At 57.8% G+C, this 14,548-nt stretch carries 11 protein-coding genes; all 11 read left to right on the forward strand.

The features are described 5' to 3' along the window. Nucleotides 1-2: 2 nt before the first annotated feature. The 11 genes from tssF (at nt 3) to CKW22_RS23595 (ending at nt 14,416) form a co-directional block, all read left to right on the forward strand. Nucleotides 3-1,769 carry a type VI secretion system baseplate subunit TssF gene (gene tssF / locus CKW22_RS23545; RefSeq protein ID WP_047583516.1) on the forward strand — a complete coding sequence of 589 codons (1,767 nt, stop codon included), beginning with the start codon at nt 3-5 and terminating at the stop codon, nt 1,767-1,769. After that, nucleotides 1,733-2,749 (forward strand): type VI secretion system baseplate subunit TssG, encoded by a 1,017-nt coding sequence (gene tssG, locus CKW22_RS23550; protein ID WP_033697198.1) that lies wholly within the window; start codon nt 1,733-1,735, stop codon nt 2,747-2,749. The genes tssF and tssG overlap by 37 nt, the downstream gene beginning before the upstream one ends. Continuing rightward, nucleotides 2,746-3,303: an FHA domain-containing protein gene (locus tag CKW22_RS23555; protein ID WP_033697196.1), complete on the forward strand. Its 558-nt coding sequence runs from the start codon at nt 2,746-2,748 to the stop codon at nt 3,301-3,303. Before tssG ends, CKW22_RS23555 begins: the two co-directional genes overlap by 4 nt. Then, nucleotides 3,300-4,094 (forward strand): type VI secretion system lipoprotein TssJ, encoded by a 795-nt coding sequence (gene tssJ / locus CKW22_RS23560; RefSeq protein ID WP_095065233.1) that lies wholly within the window; start codon nt 3,300-3,302, stop codon nt 4,092-4,094. Before CKW22_RS23555 ends, tssJ begins: the two co-directional genes overlap by 4 nt. 45 nt (nt 4,095-4,139) lie before the next feature. Further along, complete coding sequence (gene tssK / locus CKW22_RS23565; RefSeq protein ID WP_033697193.1) at nt 4,140-5,477, forward strand: type VI secretion system baseplate subunit TssK; 1,338 nt, start codon at nt 4,140-4,142, stop codon at nt 5,475-5,477. Between the two features lies 1 nt (nt 5,478). After that, complete coding sequence (gene icmH / locus CKW22_RS23570) at nt 5,479-6,336, forward strand: type IVB secretion system protein IcmH/DotU (RefSeq protein WP_033697191.1); 858 nt, start codon at nt 5,479-5,481, stop codon at nt 6,334-6,336. A gap of 133 nt (nt 6,337-6,469) precedes the next feature. Further along, complete coding sequence (locus CKW22_RS23575; RefSeq protein WP_033697188.1) at nt 6,470-6,985, forward strand: Hcp family type VI secretion system effector; 516 nt, start codon at nt 6,470-6,472, stop codon at nt 6,983-6,985. Nucleotides 6,986-7,058: 73 nt separating this feature from the next. Further along, on the forward strand, nt 7,059-9,044 hold the full coding sequence (locus CKW22_RS23580; RefSeq protein WP_033697186.1) for a type VI secretion system Vgr family protein: 1,986 nt from the start codon (nt 7,059-7,061) through the stop codon (nt 9,042-9,044). 48 nt (nt 9,045-9,092) lie between these two features. After that, on the forward strand, nt 9,093-9,524 hold the full coding sequence (locus tag CKW22_RS23585) for a DcrB-related protein (RefSeq protein ID WP_033697184.1): 432 nt from the start codon (nt 9,093-9,095) through the stop codon (nt 9,522-9,524). A gap of 52 nt (nt 9,525-9,576) precedes the next feature. Next, nucleotides 9,577-14,079, forward strand: a complete 4,503-nt coding sequence (locus tag CKW22_RS23590; RefSeq protein WP_256577331.1) for an RHS repeat-associated core domain-containing protein — start codon at nt 9,577-9,579, stop codon at nt 14,077-14,079. 25 nt (nt 14,080-14,104) lie between these two features. After that, nucleotides 14,105-14,416, forward strand: coding sequence for a hypothetical protein (locus CKW22_RS23595; protein WP_218192464.1), 312 nt, complete (start codon nt 14,105-14,107; stop codon nt 14,414-14,416). Nucleotides 14,417-14,548 lie beyond the last annotated feature (132 nt).

A 14,548-nucleotide genomic window follows, 5' to 3' on the forward strand; every position in this document is an offset into this window, starting at 1 on the left:
CCATGTCACTCAAGGATCGATTCAGCGAAGAGTTGCGTTACCTGCATGAATTGGGGAACGACTTCGCGCAGGACAACCCACAGCTTGCCCGGCTGCTCGGCAAGGGTGGCAGCGACCCGGATGTCGAACGCCTGATGGAAGCCTTTGCGTTCCTCACGGCCAAACTGCGGCTCAAGCTGGAAGACGATCTGCCGGAGCTGACGCACCCGATGCTGCAGCTACTCTGGCCCAATTACCTGCGGCCTCTGCCAAGCGCCACGATCATTCAGTTTACGCCGCGCAAGCAGTCGCTCAGCCAGTCGCATCGTATCCCACGGGGTTCACGGCTCTTTTCCAAACCCGTGGACGGAGTGCCCTGCGAGTTTCGCACCTGCACGGCGGTGGACATCCATCCATTCGAGATCGACGCGGTGGGTGCAACCCAGACACTGGACAGTTCGGTGGTTCGGCTCGACTTGCGAACCTTGGTCGAGCGCCCATTGAACACCCTGGGCTGCGCGAGCCTTGAGTTTCATCTGAGCGGTGATATCCAGACTGCCCGCACGCTGTACCTGTGGATCGCTCAATACCTCAAGCATGTAGCAGTGACAGTCAATGGCGAGGTCCGCCGGCTGCCGGCCGACAGCATCGTCTTCCCCGGCTTCAATCCAGACGAAGCGCTGCTGCCTTACCCACAGAACGTCTTCGACGGCTACCGAATTCTGCAGGAGTACTTCATATTTCCCGAGCGTTTCCACTTCTTCAACGTAACCGGGCTGGAGAAGGTCTGGCCCGACCAGGCGACTCAGCAGGTCGTCCTCGAATTTCACTTCACCCGCCAGTTACCTGATTCACTGCGTGTCGGCAGCACCGACTTCAGCCTGTTCTGCACCCCTGCGGTAAACCTGTTCAGCCACAGCGCAGAGCCTATCGACCTGTCCAGCCGGCACGCCCAGGTCGAGCTTATGCCCCGAGGCGAGCAGCCGCACGCCTATGAAATCTTCAGTGTCGATCAGGTCATCAGCACCCGCACCACGACCGACGGCAGCACCGGCCAGCACCTGCGAACCTTCCGCCCGTTCGAGTCGTTCGCCCATGAAATCGAGCATGTGCAAGGTCGCACCGCGCTGTACTACCGCTACAGCATCGAAGACTCATTGCGGGGCGATAGCGTCACGCACCGCATCGCATTTGTACGTGCCGACGCCAATGCCTACATCGGCGAGCTGGAAACTGCGTCCATCGACCTGACCTGTACTAACCGCGACCTGCCGCTGGCGTTAACCGTCGACGACATCAATGTGACTTCCGAGGTCACGCCGCCCTTGGCCACCTACACCAACCTCTGTCCTCCCACCCGCCCCTACCGGCCGGTACTGGACGGCCAGTTGCAGTGGGCCCTGATTTCCAACATGTCGCTCAACTACCTGTCGCTGCTCTCGGCCGAGCCGCTGAAAGCGGTCATCAACGCCTATGACTTCGCTGCCCTGCATGACATTCAGCAAACCCGCACCACCCGCAAACGCCTCGATGGCATCCGCGATGTTCAAACAGAACCCCTGGATTGGCTGATCAAGGGCCAGCCCATTCGCGGCTTGCGCACACGGCTGAAGCTGGATCAAAGCGCATTCCTCTGCGAAGGCGACCTGTACCTGTTCGGTTGCGTGCTCGCACACTTTTTTGCCCTGTACGCCAGCATCAACTCCTTCCACCAGCTGGAAGTGATCAACACCACCAATAACGAGCACTACACATGGCCCATCCAGACCGGCAAACAACCGCTGATCTAGCCGACAAGCTGCTCGCCGAGGCGCACCAGTACAACTTCTTCCAGTTGCTGGAACGCCTGCACGGCTTGCACGGGGATGACCTGGAACCGCGTTGGCCAGCCCCCACCGTACGCCGGCGCGTGCGGCTTGCCAGCGACCCGCGGCTGACCTTTCCCGTGTCCGACGTGTACAAGGCCGAACGCATGCCTGGAGCAGAAGATCGCTACCGCGTGTGCACCACGTTCATGGGGCTGCACGGCACAGACTCGCCCTTGCCAACCTATTACCTGGAAGAAGTGTCGTACGAGCATGCCCACGGCATCGGTGTGCGGCCAGCCTTCTTCGACTTCTTCAACCACTACCTGCTGAGCCTGTTGCACCGCATCTGGCGCAAGTACCGCTATTACATCCGCTTCCAGCCGGGCGCGACCGATGGCTTCTCGCAGTACATTTTTGCCCTGCTCGGCTTGAACGACAAACAGCTGCGCGGCGACACCCCGCTACCCTGGAGCCGGCTGCTCAGTTTCGCCGGGGTCATCGCCAGCCGCAGCCGTGCACCGGGCACGGTCGCCGGCATCATTGCCCACTGTTTCGACTTGAAGCAGGTGCACATCCGCGAGTTCGAAACACGCTCCGTCCCTACCATGGCCACGCAACGGGTGAGCCTTGGCCGCAGCAACGGCGAACTGGGCAGCTCGTTCATGGTCGGTAGCCGCACGCGAACCCGCAGCAGCAAGTTCACCATCGTGATCAGCGAGCTTGATCAGGAACAGTTGCGTGACCTGTTGCCCAGCGGCATCAACTTCAATCGCTTGCGTGCTCTGATCGACTTCCTATTGCGTGATGGTCTGGCCTACGACCTGGAACTGCGCCTGAAGCAGAACGCATTGTCGCCCTTCTGCCTGCACCCTACCAAAGGCGCCTACTTGGGCTGGACCAGCTTTGTCGATGATCGCCACGGCCAGATCAGCCCTGTCGTGCGATTCCGGGGGCGCTCATGAGCACATTGACCTTGAGCATCACCAACCTTGATCAGTTGCAACACAACGTCACTGGGCGACACCAGTTCGATTGCACAGGCGGCACCATCGGCAGCGCCAGCGCCACTTGGCGGATCAACGATCGGGAGCAGACCGTTGCACCGATTCACTGCGAGATTCGCTGGATCGAGGGCAGCTTCTGCGTCATTGACCGCTGTCAGCGGACCTACCTGAACGACAGCCACGACAGCTTGGGAGCGCTCGCCCCCAGACGACTGCTGGAGGGTGACCAACTGCGCGTTGGCGCCTATCGACTACAGGTTCAACTTGCGCAGGCCGATGCACGCTCTCTGGAGGACCTGTTCAGTCCTGAACAGCGAACCCTTGATCACTGGCTAGTAGAGGTTCCAGCCAACGCCCGGCAACCCACTTCAAGCGCCACGCAGGTTGTCGCAGACATCTGCTCGGCCTTCGCGCCAGGTATCGGCAACGATCCCTTGGCGGCACTGAACACAGTGACAGGACCTGCCCAGGAAGACCCGCTGGAACAGCTGATTGCAGGAGAACGCCCATGATGCGTCATTCATTCGTGGTCGTTCTACTGACGGCACTGATCGGACTCTCGGGCTGCACTGCTCTGAGCAAAATCGGCCAAGTGATCAAGGATCCCTCGGTGCCCGTCGGGGCGACCAAAGAGCATCCCACCCAAGTCGCGTTCAGCATCAACGCCAGCCCGACGCTCAACGGCAACCCTCACAGCGTCGAAGTGCCAGTTGAGCAGCCTGGCGTTCTGGAACCCAGTCCCTACGCCGTCAGCTTAAGCGCTGGCGACCCTTACGCTTTGACCGAGAAAGTCGGGACGCTGCTCGAATACCTCCAGGAACAGTTCCCGGCAATGTCGCCCGTCGCAATGCCAGTGGACGAGGACACTGAGCTGGCGCGTTCGCCCATGGAGGAAAGTACGCCCGGCCGCTACGAAGACCCGACCGTGGTGTTGACCCTACCCCATACCACCACTGTAGCCAGCGAGCCTGTCGCTACGCCCATGGCCATCAAGATCCTGCAGCTGCGCGACGACTCCCTGCTGCGCAACAGCGTCTACGCACTGCTGGACAAGGACCCGGCGAAGGCGCTGCGCAGCACCTACATCCGCGATGACGACTACCTGCTGCGGCCTGGCCAGTTCAAGTTCATCCCCTTTGCGCCCATCGAGCCCGAAACGCGCTTCGTTGCGGTGATCGCCGACTACCGCAACCAGGAAAACGCCACCTGGAGCCAGGTGCTGCGCATACCGCCGCGCGGCCACCAGATCATCCTGTCGGTGTTGCTCAACGACACGCAGGTCCTGCTCAAGGAAGAAGACTGATGGCACCCAGTCCTTCTCACTTACTCACGCTGACACGGAGCGCTCATGAGTTCACGTAATCCCGTTTTGTGGCCTGAAGGCCTGTTCGTCAAACCGCAGCATTTCCAACAAGCAGCCAGAGCCAGCGAAGCGGCCCTGCACCAACGCCTCGGTAGCCTGAATGCCGCCTTTTACGGTTTCAGCGAACTGCAGTTGAATGACGAGTACCTGAGCCTGGGCAAGATCGCCATCACCCGTGCGCGGGGCATCATGCCGGACGGCACGGTGTTTGATATTCCTGCTGACCTGCCGCCCCCTCCACCGCTGGAAATCGAGGACGACGGCGCCAAAGACAGCGAGATTTTCCTGTGCCTGCCGCTGCGTACCGAGGGTGGCCGCGAGGTGAGCTGGCCCGACAATGCCGCCAACTTCCGTTACCGCGCACACGCAGAGGAAATCAAGGACACTCACAGCGCCGACGGCGACCTGGTGCAGGTTGACTTGGCAGTGGCCAACCTGCAGCTCAAACGCAAGGCTGACGATAGCAGCGCTTACACACGGCTGGCCATGGCACGCATATTGGAGCGCCGCCCCGATGGCAGCTTGCAGCTGGACGAAGGGTTTTATCCCACCAGTGTTTCGGTGCATGCCGTGCCGGCGCTGCAACGCCTCCTGGAGGAGATCACCAACTCCCTGCGCGAACGGGCACGCAACCTAGCAGCCCGTATCGGCGCCTCAGGGCAATCCGGCATCGCGGACATCCGCGACTTCAACCTGCTGCAAGCCATGAACCGCTGGTGGCCGTGCTTCCAGCACCTGGCCAGGCAGGGGCAAACGCACCCCGAGCAGCTTTATCTGTGCATGAGTCAAGCCTGTGGCGAGTTCGTGACGTTTACCGACGAAAGCCGGCTGCCGCAGGAATACCCTGCCTATCACCACACAGCGTTGCGCACGTCGTTCAAGCCGTTGGAAGACACCCTGCGCCGGGCACTGAGCACGGTCCTGCAACCCCGCGCCGTTTCGCTGCCACTGGAGACGCTGGAGTACGGGGTGATGACGACCACACTGGAAGACCGTCGCCTGATCGACCAAGCCGATTTCATCCTGGCCGTGCGCGCCAATCTGCCACCGAAAACGTTGCGCCAGATGTTCGTGCAGAAGGCCAAAGTCGTTTCGCTGGAATCGTTGAACGAGGTCGTGCCGCTGCAACTGCCGGGTATTCCACTGGTGCCGCTGCCCGTGGCACCACGGGACCTGCCTTTCCATGCAGGCTTCATCTACTTCGAGCTGGACCGTCGCGACCCGACCTGGGCAGGCATGAAGACCTCCAATGGCTTCGGTATCCATGTTGCGGGTGAATTCCCTGGGCTTGAGCTGCAGTTCTGGGCAATCAGGAGTGAATGACGTGACAGACAACAACCCCACTGATGCTGCACAGATTGAAAGTAAAAAACTGCAGACGATGCTGGAGGAGTCATTGTCCGGCGACTCACCCGCAGAAGCTGAAGGTTCCGAACAAAAACCCAAACCAGATCCTGTGTATGCAGGTTACGCAGCCGACCCAGACTTCCAACTGCGAGGCGGCTTCGCAAACCTGATGCTGGACGCTGCCGCCCCCTTGTTCGGCTTGGTCATGCGTCTGCGCACTTTGGATGAACTACCCAACATCCGGGACGTGCACCGACAGGTGCGCAATCAGGTTGAGAACATCAGGGAAGAGATGCGTCAGCACGGCTATGAGCACACGCAGCTGCTGGCCTACTCATACGCTTTGTGTCTGTACATCGATGAAGCGGTCATGGAAACACCCTGGGGCCAGACCAGCTGCTGGAGCCAGGAACCGCTGCTCAGCATCTTCCACGACGACACCTGGGGTGGGGAGAAGATCTTCACCGTGCTCTCGCGCCTGATGCAGGAGCCCGAACGCTACCCGGACGTGCTTGAGTTCATGTACTTCGCGCTGTGCCTGGGCTTGAAGGGCAAGTACGCCATCGCGCCGAAAGGCGAAGAGTCACTGAATGGGCTTATTCACCAGCTTCACGGGATCATTCGCGAACTGCGCGGCCCCGTGCCGGAATCGGTCGGCGATCCCTACACCAACGTGGCCCCGCGCAATTTCCGCATGACCCGGCAATGGCCGTGGTGGAGCCCGCTGGTGATTTCCGCCCTCGCCATGGCGGTGGCCTACGGCATCTACAGCTACCGCCTGCACCTGATTACCACCGAGGTGCTGGAGTCGCTCAACGGCATTTTGCAGCAGTAAACAGCCGGCAACCGATGCAATTGAATTCAACGAATTGACGAGGCATTTGCTTCGTTGACAAGCCCATCGTTCCCGATGGCCACGCCACTCCGAGTGCGCGTGATTTATCCACATGGACGCAGGAGAGACTGCCATGCCAACACCCGCTTACATCAAGATCACTGGAGAGAAACAAGGCAACATTACCGCAGGCGCATTCACTGCGGACTCCGTTGGTAATGTTTACCAACAAGGCCATGAAGATGAAATCCTTGTGCAGGAAATCAATCATGAGGTCACTACGCCTACTGATCCACAAAGCGGCCAACCCAGCGGTCAGCGCGTACACAAGCCGTTCAAGTTCACCAGTTCGCTCAACAAAGCCACGCCGCTGATGTATCAAGCGCTGGCCAACGGCGAAATGCTGCCGACCGTCGAAGTCAATTGGTACCGCACCTCGACGGAAGGCAAACAAGAGCACTTTTTCACGACAAAGCTTGAGGATGCAACCATCGTTAGCATCAATACCGTCCTGCCCCACGCTCAAGACAAGGAGAACGAAAACTATACGCAGCTGATCGAGGTGGCACTGGCCTACAGGAAGATCATGTGGGAACACGGTGTAGCCGGTACCGCTGGCTCGGATGACTGGCGCGCACCAGCCGCCTGACAGTTGCGAATGCTCCGGGCGGGTTTACCTGCCCGGACTTTGTGTCACCTCAGACGGCGGACAAGGACTTCTCATGCCTAGCCAATCTGACTTGCGTTACAGCTTCCAACCCCTGGTTGGCCAAGCTGAATTCGAAGTGGTGTCATTCGAACTCCGTGAGGGGATCAGCATGCCCTTCGAATTGGAGCTGACACTGATCAGCTTCGAAAATGATATCGACTTCGGTCATCTGCTCGACAAGCCCGTGCTGTTCACCATCTGGGATGGCGAACGCCCAGTGCGTTACGTGCACGGTCTGGTCAGTCGTTTCAGCCAGGCGGAAAGTGGCTTCTACCGCACCTACTACCACGCGCTGGTCGAGCCACAGCTGGCCCGTGCCGGCCTGCGCTCGAACTGGCGCATCTTCCAGCAGAAGACCGTGCCGCAGATTCTTGAGCTGATGCTCAAGCGACAAGGCATCAACCAGTACGAACTGCGCGCCAGCATGGACCATCAGGTCCGCGAGTTCTGCGTCCAGGCCGGTGAGACGGACCTGGCGTTCATCGCCCGCCTGGCTGCTGAAGAAGGCTTCGTCTACCGCTTTGCGCACAGTGAAAAGCTGCACAAGCTGATCATTACCGATCGGCTGCAATCATTCGGGCTGATCAGCCATGGGACCATCAAGGGCGAGGAGGAAGACGAGGGCTTCTTTGATGGCGACGAGCCTGTAGACCCAAATAGCGTGCTCTACCAAGCCAACAGCGGTGGCGATCAAGCCAAACCCTGCCTTCGCCGCTTGCGCTACAGCGAGCAGGTGCGTACCGCTCGCCAGGTTCAACGCGACTACACCTTTACCAACCCGGCCTACCGCCAAGAGCACAGAGCCGCCGGCCCCTTTCTGGAGCATCAGTCCAAAGAGTACGAGCGTTTCGACTATCCCGGCCGTTACAAACGCGATGCGGTCGGCAAGCCGTTCACCGAAAACCGTATCACCGCGCTCCGCCATGATGTCCGTATTGCCGAGGTCCAAGGTGACGATGTTCGCCTGCAACCAGGCCTGAGCTTCACTCTGGCAGGCCACCCACGTGATGACCTCAACGCGCATTGGCGGGTGAACACGGTTACCCACAAAGGCAAACAGTTCACCAGCCTGCAGGAAGAAGCCGCCGGCGCAGATGTAAGCACGCGCTACGAGCAAACTGCCGTGCTGGTGCCCGGCCGGGCCGAATGGCGCCCTGCCCCATTGGCAAAACCACGCGTTGACGGCCCGCACATGGCAACCGTGGTCGGTCCGAAGGGAGAAGAGATCTATTGCGATGAGTGGGGCCGGGTCAAGGTCAGCTTTCCCTGGGACCGTGAAAGCCAGAACAACGAGTTCAGCTCTTGCTGGGTGAGGGTTTCACAAGCCTGGGCCGGCGGCAGCTGGGGCGCGATGGCCATCCCGCGGATCGGCCAGGACGTGATCATCCAGTACGTCAGCGGTGACCCCGATCAGCCGATGATCACCGGCCGTACCTACTGCGGTGACCAACTGCCGCCCTACGACCTGCCCGACCACAAGACCCGGATGACCATCAAGAGCCAGACCCACAAGGGTGATGGCTTCAACGAGTTGCGTTTCGAGGATGAGCTGGGCAAGGAAGAAGTGTTCGTCCACGCCCAGAAGGACCAGAACACCCAGGTCAACAACAACCAGTCTCTCACCGTCGGTGTTGATCGGACCCAGAGCATTGGCCAGGACGAGTCCATTGCCATCGGCCGCAATCGCCTGCGCGTGGTGAAAGCCAATGACACCTTGAAAGTCGGCGGCGGCAAAAACGACCTCATCGCCGGCGACTACGAGATCGAAGCAGGCAACACCCTGCGCCTCAAGTGCGGCAAGACACTGATCGAGATGCAGGCCAACGGCACGCTCAATATCACCTGCGAGACCTTCAACCTCACCGGGCAACAGACCGGACAGATCAACACGCCCGCAGCGAAGCTCGACCTCAACCCTGACGGGGGAGTGGCAGGTGCCACAGCGGATGGACGCGATAGCAGTGCACTGAAAGCCGATGTGGATGGGCACTTCAAGTAGCTGCTTGCACTTGCCCGTACGTAAAGACCTCCTGAAAGGACTCCCACAATGACGGAATACCTGACTCACGACCTGATCCTCAATCTAGGCGAGGAAGCACCTGAAGACCTGACGCTCAACATCCTGCGCTTTCGTGCCCGAGACACCACATTGGTGATGGCCCGCAGCCCTGTCGCCAATGACAAAACGTTGGACGAGGCCATCGACGACCAGCTACGAATACTGCGTGAAAAGTCCAAGGCAATAGCCATCACGCCTGCAAAGATCGCGCATTTGGGTACTGATGAACACCCGATTGAAGCTCGCGAGATGGCCATTGAATTAATGGTGGGTGACAAGACTCAGTTCCAGCTCCAAGTAGCCTGCCTGATCCCAGGTCAGCACCGCCTGTTAGTGCTGAATTACAGCAAGCCAGGCCCACTGAGCACCGATGACATTGAGCACTGGCGCGCAATAAAGCAAAAGCTTCGATTCAACTAAGGCCCTCGCCTGCGCAAACGACATCTAACCCATCGCTTGGAGCTAACACCCCATGGCGCAGATCGTTCACGCCGCCCGCATGGGCGACGAAATACTTCATCCCTCCCTGCTTGCCGAAGTGGTCAGTGCGGTCGCCGAGGCGGTCATCTATGCTGCCGCTACCGCAGCAGCCGCTGCCGCAATAAGCCTGGCTGTGTTGGGCACTGTCGCCACTGCCGGCACAGGAGGCATCGTCATCGGTATCGTCGCAGGGGCGGCGATCGGTGCGTTGAGCACTCTCTCCGTTGATGACAACCAATCTATCGGCGATGCCATCTCCAGTTTTTGCGACGATCTAGGTAACAGCGTGCAAGGACCCACGCCCTTCGGAAAGATCGAGAGCGGATCAGATAAGGTATTGATCAACAGTAAGCCCGCTGCGCGGGCTGCTGGAATCACTGGGCCACCTGGCGGAGGAGCGGCCGATGCCGAGCAGGTCGAACCCACAATTCTTGAGAACGTGGGTTCCATGGCCATGGCAGCGGTGCCGTACCTAGTCCCGTTTGTGGGTTTAGGCATGGCGATCCGCGATATCTTCTATCCACCCGTCACCACCCGAAAGGACGCTGGCGCGCAAGACAGAAGCAAGGATCAGATCTCCTGCAGTCGCCACCCGCCCATGCCCGAAACCTATATTGCACAAGGGTCGGACAAGGTCTTCATCGACAGTCAACCTGCAGCGCGCTCGGGTGACAAAACCACCTGTGATGCCAAGATCGATGTAAACGAAAATGTCTCACCGAATGTGCGCATTGGTGGCGGCACAGCAACGGTACGGGATATTCGCAATGGCAAGAGCAAGATTGCGATGTTTACGGGGATCATCGCAGGCATAATCATTTCACGACGATTTGGGCGTATTAAAGGCTGCAAGGCTGGCAACCCTGTTGCTGTAGCCACGGGCAGCAAATTCCAGGGCGGTCCCGAAGACACTGACTTCAGCCTCCCTGGCCTGCTCAGTATCGAATGGGCTCGCCGCTACGATAGCAGGGACACTCGCAATGGCGGCTTGTTTGGCAAGGGCTGGAGCGTTCCTTATGAGGTGGAACTTGTCCGAGTCCCCCATCCTGAGGGTGGCGAGCTGTTGGTCTACATCGATGATGAAGGTAATCGGCTGGAACTAGGCCGCATGAAGGCCGGCGATGCCTTTGTCAGTGTCCTGGATGGCTTGGCTTTCTTCCAGCTGGAGGATGGCCAAACAGTTGTCGAGGACATTTACGAGGGGCGCTACAAAGTCTTTGATATCGACCCTCACCAGCCCAGCCGTTCAAGACTCATCAGGCTGGGCGACCGCAATCTCAACTACGTTGATGTGCTTTACGACAAACAAGGTCGCCTGCAAGCGCTCTATGACAAGTACGGCCAAACGGTTGTCCAGCTTCACTATGAGGCTGCGCATACAAATCGTGTATCCAAGGTCTCGCGGATCTTCCTGTCGAACAACGGTGCCCCCGCTATCGAGCGGAACGAGCTACTGGTCAGCTACAGCTATACCGACAGAGGGCAGCTGCAGGAAGTCCAGGATGCGACAGGTCAGGTGGTGCGCCGCTTCAGCTATACCGAAGAGGGCTATCTGAAGCGCCACCAATTGGCTAGCGGCGCCGTTCGCGAGTACGAGTGGGAGTGCTACACCATTCCTGAAAAACGCCCTTTGCCTGTAAGAGCAGATGGCACACCCTATCGCCTGCCACCTTTGCTTGAGCCACAACCTGACCACGAATGGCGGGTCGTTCGCCACTGGGGTAGCGATGGTGAGGAATACAGGTTCAAGTACAACCTCGAAGAAGGCGAAACCCTCGTAACAGACGGACTGGGACGCACGGACCGTTATCTCTGGGGCCCACTGTACGACGTTTACAAGCATGTCGACGCACTGGGGAACTGCTGGCAAGCAGAGATCATCGCTGGGCAGTTGATCAAACGAACTGATCCACAGGGCGGCGAGTGGCAATACAGCTATGACGATATCGGCCGTCTGATCGAAACGCGCGATCCCCTTGGGCGAAGCGAACGCATCAGCTATCTGCGCCACTGGGCGCTACCCGTTCAGGTCACCGACGGAGCCGGGCGTACCCGACGCTACGGATACGATGCTCATGGCAATCTGTTATGGGAGCAGGATCCACTGGGCCGCAGCACCCACTATCAATACAACCCGGAAGGTCGCGTTACCCGCGTCACCGATGCCCTCGAAAAAGCCAAGCACCTAAGTTGGAACACCCGTGGCCAGTTGCTCAGCTATCGCGACTGCAGCAACAACCAGACGCTTTACCACTACGACTTGCAGGGTCGCTTGAGCGAAAGCATTAACGCGCGCGGTGAGCACACCCGCTTCCGATATGACGCTCGTGGCTACCTGATAGAAAGCGAAAGGCCCGATGGTCGTATTGACCGCTACGAAGTCGATACTGCTGGCCAGTTGACGCGCTACATCGACCCTGCGCAAAAAAACCTGCAATTTCGCTACGACCTCAGTGGGCGCATGGTCGAGCGCCTGGACGCCATGGGTCATAGCGTCAGATTTCGCTATGACGCCTATGGCCGACTGCTACACCTCACCAACGAAAACGACGAATCATATCGCTTTGGCTGGGACAAGCTTGACCGCCTGATTGCGCAGGAAGACCTGGATGGCAGTGGTCGCATTTATGAATACGACGTGTTGGATGGGGTCACCAGCCTTACTCACGTACCCTCTCCCCATGAACAAGCACCATTGTCCGAGAACGCCCCAGCAACGCGGACAACGCCGATTCGCCAAGATTTCGAACGCGATGCAGTCGGCCGCCTGCTGAGCAAGCGCACCGAGGATGGCATCACCGACTACAGCTACGACACCGCCGACAATCTGTTGTCCATCACCTTCACCAATAATCAGGGTGAAAAACAGCAGCTTGAATACACCTACGACCCCGCAGGGCAACTGTTGAGCGAAACTAACAGCGCCGGGCTGTTGCAGTACCGCTACGACGAGTTGGGCAACCTGCAGACGCTCACCCTCCCCGATCAACGCAATCTCAATTACCTCTACTACGGCAGTGGGCACCTGCACCAGATCAACCTGGACGGCCGGGTCATCAGCGACTTTGAGCGTGATGCCGTGCATGACGAAGTCATGCGCACCCAAGGCAACCTGATCACACGCACACGCTATGACAAAAGCGGGCGCTTGAGTGGCAAGGCAATCCACTATCGAGATGCCGCCGCTGAAGTCCTACCACTATTGGACAAGACCTATCGATATGACGCAGGCGACAACCTCATCGCCGAAGTGCTGACTCAGACCCAGCGCAAAGGCATGTCCAGCGCTGCAAACGATGAACATGCCGACCTCGAAAAAATAATTGGCCGATTCCACAGCCTGCCCCACACAGGCAGAAGCTATTCGGGCAGCAATCGATATGGCTACGATCCCAACGAACAACTTCAAACCGTCCAGCACTACCGTCCCGATTGGCAGGCTTCACAGGTAGAGGATTTCAAGTACGACAAGGCCGGTAATCTGTTTGACGGGCCCAAGCTCAATGGATTCATCAAGCACAACCGTGTACTGGTTTACCAGGACAAGCGCTACCGCTACGACCGCTTTGGCCGCTTGTGCGAGAAGCGAATCGGTAGCCATCGGGTTCAGCGCTTCGAGTATGACGCCGAACGGAGGCTGGTGTGCGTAGAGCAGGAGCGGTATGGTGAGATAGAGCGCATTGTGTTCGGCTACGACCCGCTGGGACGACGGATCAGCAAGGCGATCTACAAGCCAGGCGAAGCCGAGCCGATATACCGGACGCTGTTTCACTGGCAGGGATTGCGCTTGCTGCAGGAAGTTCAGAGCGGGCTGCCCAGCCTGTATGTCTATACGAGCCCGAACAGCTATGATCCGCTGGCACGGATAGACGGGAAACCGGGTCAGGAAGACATACAGTATTTCCACACCAATCTGGCCGGACTGCCCGAACAGTTGACGGATCAACAGGGTCATACACTCTGGTGCAGCAATTATCACGGCTGGGGCACCACACGGGATGAGTGGCGTACTCAACGGCAAGAGCGTGAGCAGAACTTACGGCACCAAGGACAGTATCTCGACCAAGAGACGGAGCTACACTACAACACATTTAGATATTACGATCCTGACATAGGTTGTTTCATTCAAATTGATCCGATAGGGCTAAACGGCGGATTAAACCTTTACCAGTACGCACCGAATCCGCTGAACTGGATCGACCCGCTGGGTCTTACTAAATGTTCGCCTGGGAAAGATGATAGTGCTCACAACGATGACAGTGCTCACAACGCAGCGGACTACCAGAAGCTTAAAGATTATTATACTCAGCATGAAAAATATGGTTCTGGCGGCGTAAGAGAATTACAGAATGGCCGTTACCGTTTTTATGACGAAATTAAACCGTCTCGAAATCCAGGCGAAATGAAAGGTGCCAGATTAGTTAGAGAATGGGATCCTTCTACCGGCAATAAACGTACATGGTATGAAACAATAGACCATACTGGAAATATATGAAGCGTGGCTCCAAAGCCCGTTACCCATGAAAAGAACCATCATATATTTGATATTGATGGTAGTTATAAAGGAAGGAGATAGCACTTTGAGCACTCAACTTCAACGTATTGATATAATTCATAAAATATCAGACATATTAGCAGGTAACGCAAAGAGAGACGATGTTTCCGAATGGGCATTTAATATATTTGATGATGACTCATTAAGACTGGAAGATCCCGTAGTTTTAAAATATCTAAAATTGCTAGGAGCTGTTGATTTACCTTCTTCAGATCGAGATTTTTTATATACGGATGATGATCTTCGCCACTGGATAACTGAAATCGAGAGTCAATAATAAAAGCCGGAAGCGATCTCTACGATTCTTCCGGCTTTTTACCTTCAGCCGCTGACCTGAGCCAGCAACGTCGGTCGCGGTAGGAATGGCAGTCACCTGCCACCCCCCGCACAGATCCGTACGTGCAGAATT

Origin of the sequence: Pseudomonas sp. Irchel s3f19 (assembly GCF_900187555.1) — a bacterium.
In the GTDB taxonomy this organism is placed as follows: domain Bacteria; phylum Pseudomonadota; class Gammaproteobacteria; order Pseudomonadales; family Pseudomonadaceae; genus Aquipseudomonas; species Aquipseudomonas capeferrum.